26 protein-coding genes are annotated in these 13,726 nt (G+C 66.5%); all 26 read right to left on the reverse strand.

Going from position 1 to position 13,726, the window contains the following annotated elements; translation table 11 throughout:
* Positions 1–13: 13 nt before the first annotated feature.
* The gene (rpmJ, locus tag AC07DA_RS21975; RefSeq protein WP_003998809.1) at positions 14–127 is read right to left on the reverse strand and encodes a 50S ribosomal protein L36; all 114 of its coding nucleotides are present in this window, start codon (positions 125–127) and stop codon (positions 14–16) included.
* A gap of 66 nt (positions 128–193) precedes the next feature.
* Positions 194–415, reverse strand: a complete 222-nt coding sequence (gene infA, locus AC07DA_RS21980; protein WP_003948620.1) for a translation initiation factor IF-1 — start codon at positions 413–415, stop codon at positions 194–196.
* A gap of 163 nt (positions 416–578) precedes the next feature.
* Positions 579–1,415 carry a type I methionyl aminopeptidase gene (gene map, locus AC07DA_RS21985; protein WP_479129861.1) on the reverse strand — a complete coding sequence of 279 codons (837 nt, stop codon included), beginning with the start codon at positions 1,413–1,415 and terminating at the stop codon, positions 579–581.
* A gap of 130 nt (positions 1,416–1,545) precedes the next feature.
* Positions 1,546–2,208, reverse strand: a complete 663-nt coding sequence (locus AC07DA_RS21990; RefSeq protein WP_479129862.1) for an adenylate kinase — start codon at positions 2,206–2,208, stop codon at positions 1,546–1,548.
* Positions 2,208–3,521, reverse strand: a complete 1,314-nt coding sequence (gene secY / locus AC07DA_RS21995) for a preprotein translocase subunit SecY (RefSeq protein ID WP_479129863.1) — start codon at positions 3,519–3,521, stop codon at positions 2,208–2,210. The genes AC07DA_RS21990 and secY overlap by 1 nt, the downstream gene beginning before the upstream one ends.
* 235 nt (positions 3,522–3,756) lie before the next feature.
* Positions 3,757–4,212, reverse strand: a complete 456-nt coding sequence (gene rplO, locus AC07DA_RS22000; protein ID WP_094054456.1) for a 50S ribosomal protein L15 — start codon at positions 4,210–4,212, stop codon at positions 3,757–3,759.
* Between the two features lie 2 nt (positions 4,213–4,214).
* Positions 4,215–4,397: a 50S ribosomal protein L30 gene (rpmD, locus tag AC07DA_RS22005; RefSeq protein ID WP_003974250.1), complete on the reverse strand. Its 183-nt coding sequence runs from the start codon at positions 4,395–4,397 to the stop codon at positions 4,215–4,217.
* A gap of 2 nt (positions 4,398–4,399) precedes the next feature.
* The gene (gene rpsE, locus AC07DA_RS22010) at positions 4,400–5,005 is read right to left on the reverse strand and encodes a 30S ribosomal protein S5 (protein ID WP_094054455.1); all 606 of its coding nucleotides are present in this window, start codon (positions 5,003–5,005) and stop codon (positions 4,400–4,402) included.
* Between the two features lie 36 nt (positions 5,006–5,041).
* Positions 5,042–5,425, reverse strand: a complete 384-nt coding sequence (rplR, locus tag AC07DA_RS22015; RefSeq protein ID WP_010036704.1) for a 50S ribosomal protein L18 — start codon at positions 5,423–5,425, stop codon at positions 5,042–5,044.
* Between the two features lie 3 nt (positions 5,426–5,428).
* Positions 5,429–5,968, reverse strand: coding sequence for a 50S ribosomal protein L6 (rplF, locus tag AC07DA_RS22020; protein WP_356442904.1), 540 nt, complete (start codon positions 5,966–5,968; stop codon positions 5,429–5,431).
* A gap of 24 nt (positions 5,969–5,992) precedes the next feature.
* The gene (rpsH, locus tag AC07DA_RS22025) at positions 5,993–6,391 is read right to left on the reverse strand and encodes a 30S ribosomal protein S8 (protein WP_014674378.1); all 399 of its coding nucleotides are present in this window, start codon (positions 6,389–6,391) and stop codon (positions 5,993–5,995) included.
* A 212-nt stretch (positions 6,392–6,603) separates the two neighbouring features.
* Positions 6,604–6,789, reverse strand: coding sequence for a type Z 30S ribosomal protein S14 (locus tag AC07DA_RS22030; RefSeq protein WP_003956452.1), 186 nt, complete (start codon positions 6,787–6,789; stop codon positions 6,604–6,606).
* 5 nt (positions 6,790–6,794) lie between these two features.
* The gene (gene rplE, locus AC07DA_RS22035; protein ID WP_309095770.1) at positions 6,795–7,352 is read right to left on the reverse strand and encodes a 50S ribosomal protein L5; all 558 of its coding nucleotides are present in this window, start codon (positions 7,350–7,352) and stop codon (positions 6,795–6,797) included.
* Positions 7,352–7,675, reverse strand: coding sequence for a 50S ribosomal protein L24 (gene rplX / locus AC07DA_RS22040; RefSeq protein ID WP_010036713.1), 324 nt, complete (start codon positions 7,673–7,675; stop codon positions 7,352–7,354). The genes rplE and rplX overlap by 1 nt, the downstream gene beginning before the upstream one ends.
* Before the next feature lie 2 nt (positions 7,676–7,677).
* The gene (gene rplN, locus AC07DA_RS22045; RefSeq protein WP_003998823.1) at positions 7,678–8,046 is read right to left on the reverse strand and encodes a 50S ribosomal protein L14; all 369 of its coding nucleotides are present in this window, start codon (positions 8,044–8,046) and stop codon (positions 7,678–7,680) included.
* Positions 8,047–8,144: 98 nt separating this feature from the next.
* A complete protein-coding gene (rpsQ, locus tag AC07DA_RS22050) occupies positions 8,145–8,432 on the reverse strand; it encodes a 30S ribosomal protein S17 (protein ID WP_010036717.1) in 288 nt (95 codons plus the stop codon).
* Positions 8,432–8,656 (reverse strand): 50S ribosomal protein L29, encoded by a 225-nt coding sequence (gene rpmC / locus AC07DA_RS22055; protein WP_010036720.1) that lies wholly within the window; start codon positions 8,654–8,656, stop codon positions 8,432–8,434. Before rpmC ends, rpsQ begins: the two co-directional genes overlap by 1 nt.
* The gene (rplP, locus tag AC07DA_RS22060) at positions 8,656–9,075 is read right to left on the reverse strand and encodes a 50S ribosomal protein L16 (protein ID WP_004984526.1); all 420 of its coding nucleotides are present in this window, start codon (positions 9,073–9,075) and stop codon (positions 8,656–8,658) included. Before rplP ends, rpmC begins: the two co-directional genes overlap by 1 nt.
* A gap of 5 nt (positions 9,076–9,080) precedes the next feature.
* Positions 9,081–9,902 (reverse strand): 30S ribosomal protein S3, encoded by an 822-nt coding sequence (gene rpsC, locus AC07DA_RS22065; protein ID WP_369195975.1) that lies wholly within the window; start codon positions 9,900–9,902, stop codon positions 9,081–9,083.
* Positions 9,902–10,249, reverse strand: coding sequence for a 50S ribosomal protein L22 (rplV, locus tag AC07DA_RS22070; RefSeq protein WP_466094609.1), 348 nt, complete (start codon positions 10,247–10,249; stop codon positions 9,902–9,904). The genes rpsC and rplV overlap by 1 nt, the downstream gene beginning before the upstream one ends.
* A 44-nt stretch (positions 10,250–10,293) precedes the next feature.
* The gene (rpsS, locus tag AC07DA_RS22075) at positions 10,294–10,575 is read right to left on the reverse strand and encodes a 30S ribosomal protein S19 (RefSeq protein ID WP_053759516.1); all 282 of its coding nucleotides are present in this window, start codon (positions 10,573–10,575) and stop codon (positions 10,294–10,296) included.
* 12 nt (positions 10,576–10,587) lie between these two features.
* The gene (gene rplB, locus AC07DA_RS22080; protein WP_142193687.1) at positions 10,588–11,424 is read right to left on the reverse strand and encodes a 50S ribosomal protein L2; all 837 of its coding nucleotides are present in this window, start codon (positions 11,422–11,424) and stop codon (positions 10,588–10,590) included.
* A gap of 38 nt (positions 11,425–11,462) precedes the next feature.
* Entirely contained in the window at positions 11,463–11,882 is a 420-nt protein-coding gene (gene rplW, locus AC07DA_RS22085; protein WP_010036733.1) for a 50S ribosomal protein L23, read from the reverse strand.
* Entirely contained in the window at positions 11,882–12,538 is a 657-nt protein-coding gene (rplD, locus tag AC07DA_RS22090) for a 50S ribosomal protein L4 (protein WP_311680330.1), read from the reverse strand. Before rplD ends, rplW begins: the two co-directional genes overlap by 1 nt.
* Positions 12,539–12,542: 4 nt before the next feature.
* Entirely contained in the window at positions 12,543–13,187 is a 645-nt protein-coding gene (gene rplC, locus AC07DA_RS22095; protein ID WP_010036739.1) for a 50S ribosomal protein L3, read from the reverse strand.
* A 17-nt stretch (positions 13,188–13,204) separates the two neighbouring features.
* Positions 13,205–13,513, reverse strand: coding sequence for a 30S ribosomal protein S10 (rpsJ, locus tag AC07DA_RS22100; RefSeq protein WP_003948644.1), 309 nt, complete (start codon positions 13,511–13,513; stop codon positions 13,205–13,207).
* Positions 13,514–13,726: the final 213 nt, after the last annotated feature.

Raw genomic sequence — 13,726 nt, forward strand, 5'->3', positions numbered from 1 at the left:
GATCGGTCGTGCGTCAGCCCTGGCGCTGCTTGTGGCGCGGGTTCTCGCAGATGACCATGACCCGGCCGTGACGGCGGATCACCCTGCACTTGTCGCAGATCTTCTTGACGCTCGGCTTGACCTTCATGGGGTGAGGTTCTCCGGGTCAGTGCCGGCAGCCCGAACGCACGAGGCGCCGGGTCACAGGCAAGATCTACTTGTAGCGGTAGACGATCCGGCCACGCGTGAGGTCGTACGGAGACAGCTCCACCACGACCCGGTCGTCAGGGAGGATACGGATGTAGTGCATCCGCATCTTGCCGCTGATGTGTGCCAGGACCTGGTGGCCGTTCTGGAGCTCGACCTTGAACATGGCGTTCGGAAGAGACTCGACGACAGTGCCCTCGATCTCGATGGCACCTTGCTTCTTGGCCACGCTTCGCCCTTCGAATCGACTACCTTGATCGACTCCGTGCGAGCGCATGCAGGCATGCGGGTACACAAGAGCCGACGAGTCAGTCTACGTCAGGCCCCTCGGAAACACGAATCGAGGAAGCTTGCCCGTATCGCAAGACCTTTAAGCGCGCCCTGAACGGCGCTCAGCCCAGCGGATCCGGCGCGGCCTGGATCCCCAGCTCGGCGAGCTTCGCCTTGCCCCCGTCGGGAGACGTGAGCACCAGGGGCCCCTCCTCGGTCAGCGCGACCGAGTGCTCCCAGTGCGACGACCACGTACCGTCCGTGGTGACGACCGTCCAGTCGTCCTCCAGGACCTCCGTCCGCGGCGTCCCCAGGGACACCATCGGCTCGATCGCGAGGCAGAACCCGGGCACCAGCTTCGGGCCCTTGCCGCGCCGGCGGTCGACGTAGTTCAGCAGGTGCGGGTCCATGTGCATCTCCGTGCCGATGCCGTGCCCGCCGTAGTCCTCGATGATCCCGTACTTGCCGCCGCCCGGCTTGGGCTGCCGGCGGATGTACGTCTCGATCGCCCGGGAGATGTCGACCAGCCGGTTGCCCTGCTTCATGGCCGCGATGCCGGCCCACATCGACTCCTCGGTGACCCGGGAGAGCTCGACCAGCTCCGGGGAGTGGCCGGAGCCCACGAAGGCCGTGTAGGCGGCGTCGCCGTGCCAGCCGTCGATGATCGCGCCGCAGTCGATGGAGATGACGTCCCCGTCCTTGAGGACGACATCGTCGGAGGGGATGCCGTGGACCACGACCTCGTTCACCGACGTGCAGATGGTCGCGGGGAAGCCGCCGTAGCCGAGGAAGTTCGGCTTGGCGTTGTGCTCGGCGAGCACCTTGCGCGCGACCTGGTCCAGGTCCCTGGTCGTGGCCCCGGGGACGGCGGCCTCACGGGTCGCCGCGTGGATGGCTGCGACGACCAGCCCCGCCTCACGCATCTTGGCGATCTGCTCGGGGGTCTTGATCTGCACCATGGGGGCTACGGCCTTTCTGGACCTTCGGCGGCGGTGAACGCCTTCAACGATACGGGGCCGGGCGGTGGCCCCGCCCACGCAGCAGCCGCGGCCCCCGAGGGGAACCGCGGCCGTAGCTGCGTGCGAACGACTACTTGTCGCCCTCGCCACGCTTGAGCGCCTCCATGGCGCGCGTCGTGACGTCCTCCACCTTGCCGAGCGCCGAGATCGTGACCACCAGGCCCTGGGCCTTGTAGTAGTCGATGATCGGCTCGGTCTGGGTGTGGTAGACCTCCAGCCGCTTGCGGACGGTCTCCTCGGAGTCGTCGTCCCGCTGGTAGAGCTCGCCGCCGCAGAGGTCGCAGACGCCTTCCTTGGCCGGCGGCTTGTACGTCACGTGGAAGACGTGCCCCGACTCGTTGCGGCAGACGCGGCGGCCGGCGATCCGCTTGACCACCTCGTCCTCGGGGACCTCCAGGTCGAGCACCGCGTCGAGCTGCATCTGCTCGGACTCCAGCAGCTCGTCGAGCGCCTCGGCCTGGGAGACGTTGCGGGGGAAGCCGTCCAGCAGGAAACCGTTCTCGGCGTCCGGCTGCTCCATGCGGTCCTTCGCCATGGCGATGGTGACCTCGTCGGGCACGAGATTGCCCGCGTCCATGTAGGACTTCGCCAGTTTGCCGAGTTCCGTCTGCCGGCTGATGTTGGCCCGGAACAGGTCGCCCGTGGAGATGTGCGGGATCGACAGGTTCTGGGCCAGGAACGCGGCCTGCGTTCCCTTACCGGCACCCGGCGGCCCGACGAGGACGATACGCATCAGCGGAGGAACCCTTCGTAATTGCGCTGCTGGAGCTGGCTCTCGATCTGCTTCACCGTCTCGAGACCGACACCCACGATGATCAGGATGCTGGTCCCGCCGAACGGGAAGTTCTGGTTTGCCCCGAAACCTGCCAACGCCATCGTCGGCACGAGAGCGATCAGACCCAAGTACAGCGAACCCGGCCAGGTGATCCGGTTGAGCACGTAGCTCAGGTACTCAGCGGTCGGTCGGCCAGCCCGGATGCCCGGGATGAAGCCACCATACTTCTTCATGTTGTCCGCGACTTCCTCGGGGTTGAACGAGATGGCCACGTAGAAGAAGGCGAAGAAGATGATCAGGAGGAAGTAGAGGACGATGTGCGCCGGGGCGTCCGGCAGCGCGAGATTCTTCTCGATCCAGATCTTCCAGCCGGAGTTCCCGCCGGCGAACTGAGCGATCAGCGCCGGGATGTAGAGCAGGGACGAGGCGAAGATCACAGGGATGATGCCGGCCTGGTTGACCTTCAGCGGGATGTACGTCGACGTACCGCCGTAGGAACGGCGGCCGATCATCCGCTTGGCGTACTGGACCGGAATGCGGCGCTGAGCCTGCTCGACGAAGACCACCAGGCCGATCACGACGAGACCGACCGCGACGACCGTGCCGAACTCGATCCAGCCGTCGGCCAGCGAACCCTGCTCCTTGATGGCCCACAGGGCGGACGGGAAGGTGGCGGCGATCGAGATGAACATCAGGATCGACATGCCGTTGCCGATGCCGCGGTCCGTGATGAGCTCACCGAGCCACATCACGGTCGCCGTACCGGCGGTCATGGTGATGACCATGGTGACGGTGACGAAGATCGACTGGTCCGGGACGATCTGGCTGGCCACCGGGCAGCCCGAGAACAGGGCGCCGCTGCGGGCGGTGGCGACGAGGCCGGTGCCCTGGAGGACGGCGAGGGCGATCGTCAGGTAACGGGTGTACTGCGTGATCTTCGCCGTACCGGCCTGGCCCTCCTTCTTCAGGGCTTCCAGGCGCGGGATCACCACGGTCAGCAGCTGCAGAATGATGCTCGCCGTGATGTACGGCATGATGCCCAGCGCGAAGATCGTGATCTGCAGCAGCGCGCCGCCGCTGAACATGTTCACCAGACCGAACAGGCCCTGGTTGGCCTGGGCCGCGTCGATGCAGGTCTGGACGTTCCGGTAGTCGACGCCTGGGATCGGGATGTGCGTACCGACCCGGTAGACCACGATGATGCCGAGCGTGAAGAGCAGCTTCTTGCGCAGGTCGGGCGTCTTGAACGCCCGGGCGAACGCGGTGAGCACGGTGCCTCCTGCGACCCCCGCGCAACTGCGTCAAGGGTGACGGTCTTGAGGTTCGACGAATAGGTAACGGTCAACTGCCGCTCAGAGTGCCGGAAGTGCAGCACCCTGTGAAAAGAGGGCAGTGCAGGCCACCTTACCGGCGCGACTGCCGCCCTAGGAACGACCAACCGGGGATACCCCATTTGTGGGGTATCCCCGGTCGGGATCGCTCAGGTCATCGAGACGCCTGTGGAGTTCAGACGAGCTCGGTGACGGAACCGCCGGCGGCGGTGATCTTCTCCTTGGCGGAGCCGGAGACGGCGTCGACCGTCACCTGCAGCGCCACGGAGATCTCGCCCTGGCCGAGGACCTTGACGAGCGCGTTCTTGCGAACGGCGCCCTTGGCCACCAGACCCTCGACGGTGACCTCGCCACCCTCGGGGTAGAGCGCGGCCAGCTTGTCGAGGTTCACGACCTGGTACTCGGTCTTGAACGGGTTCTTGAAGCCCTTCAGCTTCGGGAGGCGCATGTGGAGGGGCATCTGCCCACCCTCGAAGCGCTCCGGAACCTGGTAACGGGCCTTGGTGCCCTTGGTACCACGACCGGCCGTCTTACCCTTCGACGCCTCACCACGACCGACACGGGTCTTGGCGGTCTTGGCGCCCGGGGCGGGACGGAGGTTGTGGATCTTGAGCGGGTTCTGCTCCGCCATGATCAGTCGACCTCCTCGACCGTCACGAGGTGGCGGACGGTGTGCACCATGCCGCGGAACTCGGGGCGGTCCTCCTTGACGACCTGCGTGTTGATCCCCTTGAGACCAAGGGAGCGCAGGGTGTCACGGTGGTTCTGCTTGCTGCCGATGTAGGACTTGACCTGCGTGATCTTGAGCTGCGCCATGATCACACACCCGCCCCGGCACGAGCGCGCAGCAGAGCCGCGGGGGCGACGTCCTCCAGCGGCAGACCACGGCGGGCCGCGATCTCCTCGGGACGCTGCAGGCCCTTCAGGGCCGCCACGGTCGCGTGCACGATGTTGATCGCGTTGTCGGAGCCGAGCGACTTCGACAGCACGTCGTGGATACCGGCGCACTCGAGCACGGCGCGCACCGGACCACCGGCGATAACGCCGGTACCCGGGGACGCGGGCTTGAGCAGCACGACGCCGGCAGCCTTCTCACCCTGGATGGGGTGCGGGATGGTGCCCTGGATACGGGGGACCTTGAAGAAGTGCTTCTTGGCCTCCTCAACGCCCTTGGCGATGGCGGCCGGCACCTCCTTGGCCTTGCCGTAGCCGACACCCACGGTGCCGTCACCGTCGCCCACCACGACCAGCGCGGTGAAGCTGAAGCGACGACCACCCTTCACAACCTTGGCGACGCGGTTGATCGCGACAACGCGCTCAACGTACGCGGTCTTCTCGGCGGCAGCAGCGCCGCCGTCACGGCCCTTCCGGTCCCGCCGCTCGCCGCCACCGGCACCGCTTCCGCGGCGCTGGGGTCCAGCCATTGGATTACCTCTCTCTTTCCGCTAGCTACAAGCGGCTCAGAACTTGAGCCCGGCTTCGCGGGCGGCGTCCGCCAGGGCGGCGATGCGCCCGGCGTACTGGTTGCCACCACGGTCGAACACGACGGCCTCGACACCGGCGGCCTTGGCACGCTCGGCGACCAGGGCGCCGACCTGCTTGGCCTGCGCGGACTTGTCGCCCTCGCCACCGCGGATCGAGCTGTCCAGGGTGGACGCCGACGCCAGGGTGTGGCCCTTCAAGTCGTCGATCACCTGCGCCACGATGTGGCGGTTGGAGCGGGTCACGACCAGACGGGGACGCTCCGCCGTACCGTTGATCCGCTTGCGGATCCGGATGTGACGGCGCTTGATCGCGGCGCGCTTGTAGGCGTCGCCCTTGAGGATCTTCTGCCCGTATGCCATGGCTTACTTACCCGCCTTTCCGACCTTGCGGCGGATGACTTCGCCCTCGTACTTGACGCCCTTGGCCTTGTACGGGTCGGGCTTGCGCAGCTTGCGGATGTTGGCCGCAACCTCGCCGACCTTCTGCTTGTCGATGCCCTCGACCGAGAAGCGGGTGGGGGCCTCCACCTTGAAGGTGATGCCCTCGGGCGCCTCGACCAGGATCGGGTGGCTGTAACCGAGGGAGAACTCCAGGTTCGAACCCTTGGCGACAACGCGGTAACCGACACCGCTGATTTCGAGCTTCTTCACGTAACCCTCGGTCACGCCGGTGATCATGTTCGCCACCAGCGTGCGGGACAGGCCGTGCAGGGCCTTGTTCTGACGCTCGTCGTTGGGGCGGGTGACGTTCAGCACGCCGTCCTCGCCCTTGGCGATCTCGATCGGCGCCACGACGGTGTGGGTCAGCGTGCCCTTGGGGCCCTTGACCGAGACCGTCTGGCCGTCGATGGTGACGTCCACGCCGGCGGGAACCGCGATGGGGAGCTTGCCGATGCGCGACATAGCTGTTTCCTCCGTTCCCTTCCGCTACCAGACGTAGGCGAGGACTTCCCCACCCACGCCCTTCTTGCCGGCCTGCTTGTCGGTGAGGAGCCCGTGCGACGTGGAGATGATCGCCACGCCGAGGCCGCCGAGCACCTTCGGCAGGTTGGTGGACTTCGCGTACACCCGGAGACCGGGCTTGGAGATCCGCTTGATGCCCGCGATGGAGCGCTCACGGTTGGGGCCGAACTTCAGCTCCAGGACGAGGTTCTTGCCGACCTCGGCGTCCTCGACCTTCCAGCCCGTGATGAAGCCCTCCTGCTGGAGGATCTCCGCGATGTGAGACTTGATCTTGGAGTGCGGCATCGACACCGAGTCGTGGTACGCCGAGTTCGCGTTCCGCAGACGCGTAAGCATGTCTGCGATCGGATCAGTCATGGTCATGAATTGGCCTTCGGCCTCTCTCGCCGGGGTTTCCTGGTGCGCCATCCCTCTCCCCGATCCGAGACGGGACGGGTGCGGCGCGGTGGACCTACGGCGTAGTAAGTCGTACGGGCGGCGACAGGCGCCCAACCCCACAAGCCTAAGCCATGCGGGGAGGGCTCCTGTCCACCCAGATGCTTACCGAGAGTCTTCCGGAATCCCTGAAGTGGGGATTACCAGGAGCTCTTGGTCACGCCCGGCAGCTCGCCACGGTGAGCCATCTCACGCAGGCACACGCGGCACAGGCCGAACTTGCGGTACACGGAGTGCGGACGGCCGCAGCGCTGGCAGCGGGTGTACGCGCGCACACCGAACTTGGGCTTGCGAGCAGCCTTCGCGATGAGAGCCTTCTTCGCCATCTCGCTCACGCCTCCTTGAAGGGGAAGCCGAGGTGACGGAGGAGCGCGCGGCCCTCTTCGTCGTTGGTCGCCGTGGTGACCACGGTGATGTCCATACCCCGGACGCGGTCGATCTTGTCCTGGTCGATCTCGTGGAACATGACCTGCTCCGTGAGACCGAAGGTGTAGTTGCCACGGCCGTCGAACTGCTTGGGGGACAGGCCGCGGAAGTCGCGGATGCGCGGGAGCGCCAGCGACAGGGTGCGGTCCAGGAACTCCCACATGCGGTCGCCACGGAGCGTGACGTGGGCACCGATCGGCTGACCCTCACGCAGCTTGAACTGCGCGATGGACTTGCGGGCCTTGGTGACGGCCGGCTTCTGACCGGTGATCGTGGTGAGGTCGCGGATGGCGCCCTCGATCAGCTTGGAGTCGCGGGCGGCGTCGCCCACACCCATGTTGACCACGATCTTGACGAGGCCGGGGATCTGCATGACGTTCTCGTACTTGAACTCGTCACGCAGCTTGCCCGCGATCTCCTCGCGGTACTTCTGCTTCAGACGCGGAGTGGTGGTGGTAGCCATCAGATGTCCTCACCCGTCCGCTTGGCAACGCGGATCTTGTTGCCCTCGTCGTCGAAGCGGTAACCGACGCGGGTCACGACCTTCTTGCCGTCCTTCTCCACGACCAGCTGGACGTTGGAGACGTGGATCGGCGCCTCGGTGGTGACGATGCCGCCGGCCTGCGAACCGCGAGCCGTCGGACCGGCCTTGGTGTGCTTCTTGACCCGGTTGACACCCTCGACCAGGACACGGTCCTCACGGGGGAAGGCCGCGATGACCTTGCCCTGCTTGCCCTTGTCCTTACCGGTGATGACCTGGACCAGGTCGCCCTTCTTGATCTTCATGCTCACAGCACCTCCGGCGCGAGGGAGATGATCTTCATGAACTTCTTCTCGCGCAGCTCACGGCCGACCGGGCCGAAGATACGGGTGCCACGAGGGTCGCCGTCGTTCTTGAGGATGACGGCGGCGTTCTCGTCGAAGCGGATGTACGAGCCGTCCGGACGGCGGCGCTCCTTGACGGTGCGAACGATGACCGCCTTGACGACGTCACCCTTCTTCACGTTGCCACCGGGGATCGCGTCCTTGACGGTGGCGACGATGACGTCACCGATACCCGCGTAGCGGCGACCGGAGCCGCCGAGCACACGGATGCAGAGGATCTCCTTCGCACCCGTGTTGTCGGCGACACGCAGTCGCGACTCCTGCTGGATCACGTCTATCTCCTGATCGTCTGCCGGTTCCCCGGGGGCCGCTCACCGAGCGGTCCCCCGGAGCCTGGCGGAACTGACCTGCGGGGTTTGCCCCGCAGGAATTACTTGGCCTTCTCGAGGATCTCGACGACGCGCCAGCGCTTGGTCGCGGACAGCGGCCGGGTCTCCATGAGGAGGACGCGGTCGCCGACACCCGCGGCGTTCTGCTCGTCGTGGGCCTTGAGCTTGTTCGTACGACGGATGACCTTGCCGTACAGCGCGTGCTTGACGCGGTCCTCGACGGCGACGACGACGGTCTTGTCCATCTTGTCGCTGACGACCAGACCCTCACGGGTCTTGCGGAAACCGCGGTCCGTCTTGGTCTCTTCAGTCACGTTGCTCTCGCTCATCAGGCGCTCTCCACCGTCTCGATGCCCAGCTCGCGCTCACGCATCAGGGTGTAGATCCGCGCGATGTCCTTGCGGACGGCCTTGAGCCGACCGTGGTTCTCGAGCTGACCCGTCGCCGCCTGGAAGCGGAGGTTGAACAGCTCTTCCTTGGCCTCGCGGAGCTTGTTGAGAAGCTCCTCGTTGCCCAGCTCGCGCAGCTCCGACGCCTTGGTACCGGCCGACATCACGCTTCACCTGCCTCGCGCTTGACGATCTTGCACTTCATCGGCAGCTTGTGAGCCGCACGGGTCAGGGCCTCGCGCGCGATCTTCTCGTTGGGGTACGACAGCTCGAACATCACGCGTCCGGGCTTGACGTTGGCCACCCACCACTCCGGGGAACCCTTACCGGAACCCATGCGGGTCTCGGCAGGCTTCTTGGTGAGGGGGCGGTCCGGGTAGATGTTGATCCAGACCTTGCCACCACGCTTGATGTGACGCGTCATGGCGATACGAGCGGCCTCGATCTGACGGTTCGTCACATACGCCGGGGTCAGCGCCTGGATGCCGTACTCGCCGAACGCAACCTGCGTGCCACCCTTGGACATGCCGTTGCGCTTGGGGTGGTGCTGCTTGCGGTGCTTGACCCTACGGGGGATCAGCATGACGGTCAGGCCTCCGTTCCGGTGCTCTCAGCCGGAGCGGCGGCGGGAGCCTCGGCCTTGGGGGCCTCGGCGCCGGCAGCCTGCTGCGGCTTGCGACCGCGCCGCTCGCCACCGCGGCCACCACGGGCCGGGCGGTCGTTGCCACCGCGGGCCGGGCGGTTGCCCGCACGGGCGGCGGCGTTCTCGGCGCGGACCTCGGCGATGTTCTTGACATCGCCCTTGTAGATCCAGACCTTCACACCGATGCGGCCGAAGGTCGTCTTGGCCTCGAAGAAGCCGTAGTCCACGTTCGCGCGGAGCGTGTGCAGGGGCACGCGGCCCTCGCGGTAGAACTCCGAGCGGGACATCTCGGCGCCACCGAGGCGGCCACCGCACTGGATCTTGATGCCCTTGGCGCCGGCCTTCATCGCCGACTGCATGCTCTTGCGCATGGCACGGCGGAAGGAGACGCGGGAGGAGAGCTGCTCGGCGACGGCCTGGGCCACGAGCTGAGCATCCGTCTCGGGGTTCTTGACCTCGAGGATGTTCAGCTGGACCTGCTTGCCGGTGAGCTTCTCGAGGTCACCGCGGATGCGGTCGGCCTCGGCGCCGCGGCGGCCGATGACGATGCCCGGACGAGCGGTGTGGATGTCCACACGCACGCGGTCACGGGTGCGCTCGATCTCGACCTTGGAGATGCCGGCGCGCTCCATGCCGGACGTCATCATCCGGCGGATGGCGACGTCTTCCTTGACGTAGTCCTTGTACAGCTTGTCGGCGTACCAACGCGACTTGAAGTCGGTCGTGACACCGAGCCGGAACCCGTGCGGGTTTACCTTCTGGCCCATTACCGGGTTCCTTCCTTGCTGCTGACGACCACGGTGATGTGGCTGGTCCGCTTGCGGATCCGGTAGGCGCGGCCCTGGGCGCGCGGCCGGAACCGCTTCAGGGTCGGGCCCTCGTCGACGTAGGCCTCGGAGACGAAGAGGCTGTCGACATCGGTGTGGTCGTAGTTGTGCGCGGCGTTGGCGATGGCGCTGTCCAGCACCTTGCCGACCGGCACGCTCGCGGCCTGCGGGGCGAAACGCAGGACCGCCTGAGCCTCCGTGGCGTTCAGGCCACGGATGAGGTCCACCACGCGGCGGGCCTTCATGGGCGTGACGCGGATGTACCGCGCCTGGGCCCTGGCTTCCATGGTTGTCCCTTCAGTGTCTGTCATGGTCGATTGCACCCCGCCGACTAGCGGCGCTTCGACTTCCGGTCGTCCTTGACGTGGCCCCGGAAGGTGCGGGTCGGCGAGAACTCGCCGAGCTTGTGGCCGACCATCGACTCGGTGACAAACACCGGGATGTGGGTCTTGCCGTTGTGCACCGCGAGCGTGTGGCCGAGCATGGCCGGCACGATCATCGAGCGACGGGACCAGGTCTTGATGACGTTCTTGGTGCCCGCTTCGTTCTGGGCGTCCACCTTCTTCATCAGGTGGTCGTCGACGAAGGGCCCCTTCTTCAAGCTACGAGGCATCTCAACCCGTCCTTAGCGCTTCTTGTTCGTCTTGCGGCGGCGGACGATGTACTTGTTCGACGCCTTCTTGGGCGAACGAGTACGGCCTTCCTTCTTGCCCCACGGGGACACGGGGTGGCGACCACCGGAGGTCCGGCCCTCACCACCACCGTGCGGGTGGTCAACCGGGTTCATGACCACACCACGGACGGTCGGGCGAACGCCCAGCCACCGCTTGCGGCCCGCCTTGCCCCAGTTGATGTTGCTCTGCTCGGCGTTGCCGACCTCGCCGACGGTGGCGCGGCAGCGGACGTCGACCAGGCGGATCTCACCGGACGGCATGCGCAGGTGGGCCATCTGGCCCTCCTTCGCGAGCAGCTGCACCGAGGCGCCGGCGGAGCGGGCGAACTTCGCGCCGCCGCCCGGACGCAGCTCGATGGCGTGCAGCGTGGTACCGACCGGGATGTTGCGCAGGGCAAGGTTGTTGCCCGGCTTGATGTCGGCCCCGGGACCGTTCTCGACGCGGTCGCCCTGGTTCAGGCCACGCGGGGCGAGGATGTAGCGCTTCTCGCCGTCCGCGTAGTGCAGGAGCGCGATGCGCGCGGTGCGGTTGGGGTCGTACTCGATGTGCGCGACCTTCGCCGGCACGCCGTCCTTGTCGTGACGACGGAAGTCGATCACGCGGTAGGCGCGCTTGTGGCCACCGCCCTGGTGGCGGACGGTCACACGACCGGAGTTGTTACGGCCACCCTTGCTGTGCAGGGGGCGGACCAACGACTTCTCCGGCGTGGACCGCGTGACCTCGACGAAGTCGGCGACGCTCGAGCCGCGACGGCCCGGCGTAGTCGGCTTGTACTTGCGGATTCCCATTTCTCAGTCCTCGTCCGATATCGGACGATCCGACCCGCTTACGCGGTCGGACCGCCGAAGATGTCGATACGGTCGCCCTCGGCGAGGGTCACGATCGCGCGCTTGGTGGACGCACGCTGGCCGAAGCCGGTGCGGGTCCGCTTGCGCTTGCCCTGGCGGTTGATCGTGTTGACCCCGGTGACCTTGACCGAGAAGACCGCCTGGACGGCCTGCTTGATCTGGGTCTTGTTGGCGCTCGGGTCGACGATGAACGTGTACTTGCCCTCGTCGAGGAGCGCGTAGCTCTTCTCGGAGACGACCGGCTTGAGCAGCACGTCACGGGGGTCCGTGAAGGACTTGCTCAGCGGGGTCTCGACCGTGTTCTTGCCCTCGGCGGCGTGGCGACGCGCCTTGGCGACGCGAGCGGCCTTGGCCTTCTTCGCCGCCTTGGAGGCGATTGCGGGGTGACGGATAGCCATCAGACCTCGCTCCCTTCGGTGTCATTGGCCTTCGGGCCGGACACGAAGGACTCGAAGGCGGCCTTGGTGAAGACCACGTCGTCCGAGACGAGAACGTCGTACGTGTTCAGCTGGCCCGGCTCCAGGATGTGGACCTGGGGCAGGTTGCGGGCGGACAGCCACGCGGCCTCGTCGGCGCGGTCGACGACCAGGAGCAGGTTCTTGCGCTCCGAGATCTTGCCGAACAGCGTCCGGGCGGCCTTCGTCGACGGGCTGTCGCCCTCGACGACGCCGGAGACGACGTGGATGCGGTTGTGGCGGGCCCGGTCGGTGAGGGCGTGACGCAGCGCGGCAGCCTTCATCTTCTTCGGGGTCCGCTGCGAGTAGTCACGCGGCACGGGACCGTGCACGACGCCACCACCGGCGAACTGCGGCGCGCGGGTCGAACCCTGACGGGCGCGACCGGTGCCCTTCTGGCGGTACGGCTTCTTGCCACCGCCGCGGACCTCGCCACGGGTCTTGGTCTTGTGCGTGCCCTGACGGGCAGCGGCCAGCTGTGCGACGACGACCTGGTGGATCAGCGGGATGCTGACCTTCTCAACGCCGAAGATCTCCGCGGGGAGCTCGACGGAACCGGCCTTGTCGCCCGCCGGCGAAAGGATGTCAACAGTGCTCATTACCTCAGGCCCCCTTGGCCGCGGTGCGGACCAGGACGAGGCCGCCGTTCGGACCGGGAACCGCGCCCTTGATGAGCAGCAGACCCTTCTCCGCGTCAACGGCGTGGACGGTCAGGTTCTGGGTGGTGACCCGCTCGTTGCCCATGCGACCCGCCATGCGGAGGCCCTTGAACACACGGCCCGGGGTGGCGCAGCCACCGATGGAACCGGGAGAGCGGTGCTTGCGCTGGGTGCCGTGTCCGGCGCCGAGGCCACGGAAGTTGTGGCGCTTCATGACACCGGCGAAGCCCTTGCCCTTGCTCTTGCCGGTCACGTCGACCTTCACGCCGGCCTCGAACACCTCAGCGGTGATCTCCTGGCCCAGCGTGTACTCGGAGGCGTCCGCGGTGCGGATCTCGACGAGGTGGCGACGGGGGGTGACGTCGGCCTTGGCGAAGTGGCCCTTGAGGGGCTTGTTCACCTTGCGCGGGTCGATCTCGCCGAAAGCGATCTGGACGGACTCGTAGCCGTCGACATCGTTCGTACGGACCTGGGTGACGACGTTCGGGCCGGCCTTGACGACGGTGACCGGGACGACGCGGTTGTTCGCGTCCCACACCTGCGTCATGCCGAGCTTCTCGCCCAGGATGCCCTTGATCTGCTTAGCCATCTCTCAGATCACCGGCCTCAGAGCTTGATCTCGATGTCGACACCGGCCGGGAGGTCGAGTCGCATCAGAGAGTCAACGGTCTTGGGGGTGGGGTCGAGGATGTCGATCAGGCGCTTGTGCGTGCGCATCTCGAAGTGCTCGCGCGAGTCCTTGTACTTGTGCGGCGACTTGATGACGCAGTACACGTTCTTCTCAGTGGGCAGCGGCACCGGGCCCGCGACCGACGCACCAGTGCGGGTCACCGTCTCGACGATCTTCTTCGCCGAGGAGTCGATGACCTCGTGGTCGTAGGCCTTGAGCCGGATGCGGATCTTCTGTCCCGCCATGGCTACTCAGTAGTCCTGTCTCTTCTCACGCTCTGGAACCCGGCGGATTCCTTCTGCTGCCTTCACTCCTCCGACCCACGCGGTCGGGCGTGTCGCGCTCCCGCTGACACAGATGTCCCTTGTTCGAACATCCCTGCGGGATTGCACACGGCCCTTGCGGTACCGCGGGCCGGGGGCGGAAGGCCCACCGGGTGCCTGGCCGGTGCCGCACCT

The organism is Streptomyces sp. NPDC044921 (genome assembly GCF_056432865.1).

Coding starts and splice junctions, on each gene's coding strand:
- rplR (WP_010036704.1), bottom strand. CDS start 5,425: ATGGCATACGGGCAGAAGATCCTCAAGGGCGACGCCTACAAGCGCGCC.
- rpmD (WP_003974250.1), bottom strand. CDS start 4,397: ATGGCGCAGCTCAAGATCACGCAGGTCAAGTCCTACATCGGCAGCAAG.
- rplX (WP_010036713.1), bottom strand. CDS start 7,675: ATGAAGATCAAGAAGGGCGACCTGGTCCAGGTCATCACCGGTAAGGAC.
- rplC (WP_010036739.1), bottom strand. CDS start 13,187: ATGGCTAAGCAGATCAAGGGCATCCTGGGCGAGAAGCTCGGCATGACG.
- rpmC (WP_010036720.1), bottom strand. CDS start 8,656: ATGTCGGCCGGTACCAAGGCGTCGGAGCTGCGCGAGCTGGGCAACGAG.
- rpsS (WP_053759516.1), bottom strand. CDS start 10,575: ATGCCTCGTAGCTTGAAGAAGGGGCCCTTCGTCGACGACCACCTGATG.
- rplD (WP_311680330.1), bottom strand. CDS start 12,538: ATGAGCACTGTTGACATCCTTTCGCCGGCGGGCGACAAGGCCGGTTCC.
- rpsE (WP_094054455.1), bottom strand. CDS start 5,005: ATGGCTGGACCCCAGCGCCGCGGAAGCGGTGCCGGTGGCGGCGAGCGG.
- rpsQ (WP_010036717.1), bottom strand. CDS start 8,432: ATGAGCGAGAGCAACGTGACTGAAGAGACCAAGACGGACCGCGGTTTC.
- map (WP_479129861.1), bottom strand. CDS start 1,415: ATGGTGCAGATCAAGACCCCCGAGCAGATCGCCAAGATGCGTGAGGCG.
- AC07DA_RS22030 (WP_003956452.1), bottom strand. CDS start 6,789: ATGGCGAAGAAGGCTCTCATCGCGAAGGCTGCTCGCAAGCCCAAGTTC.
- rplE (WP_309095770.1), bottom strand. CDS start 7,352: ATGGCTACCACCACCACTCCGCGTCTGAAGCAGAAGTACCGCGAGGAG.
- rpmJ (WP_003998809.1), bottom strand. CDS start 127: ATGAAGGTCAAGCCGAGCGTCAAGAAGATCTGCGACAAGTGCAGGGTG.
- rplP (WP_004984526.1), bottom strand. CDS start 9,075: ATGCTGATCCCCCGTAGGGTCAAGCACCGCAAGCAGCACCACCCCAAG.
- rplF (WP_356442904.1), bottom strand. CDS start 5,968: ATGTCGCGCATCGGCAAGCTCCCCATCGCGGTTCCCGCCGGCGTGGAC.
- rplV (WP_466094609.1), bottom strand. CDS start 10,249: ATGGAAGCCAGGGCCCAGGCGCGGTACATCCGCGTCACGCCCATGAAG.
- rpsJ (WP_003948644.1), bottom strand. CDS start 13,513: ATGGCGGGACAGAAGATCCGCATCCGGCTCAAGGCCTACGACCACGAG.
- AC07DA_RS21990 (WP_479129862.1), bottom strand. CDS start 2,208: ATGCGTATCGTCCTCGTCGGGCCGCCGGGTGCCGGTAAGGGAACGCAG.
- rpsC (WP_369195975.1), bottom strand. CDS start 9,902: ATGGGCCAGAAGGTAAACCCGCACGGGTTCCGGCTCGGTGTCACGACC.
- rplO (WP_094054456.1), bottom strand. CDS start 4,212: ATGGCGGAGCAGAACCCGCTCAAGATCCACAACCTCCGTCCCGCCCCG.
- rplW (WP_010036733.1), bottom strand. CDS start 11,882: ATGGCTATCCGTCACCCCGCAATCGCCTCCAAGGCGGCGAAGAAGGCC.
- rplB (WP_142193687.1), bottom strand. CDS start 11,424: ATGGGAATCCGCAAGTACAAGCCGACTACGCCGGGCCGTCGCGGCTCG.
- rpsH (WP_014674378.1), bottom strand. CDS start 6,391: ATGACCATGACTGATCCGATCGCAGACATGCTTACGCGTCTGCGGAAC.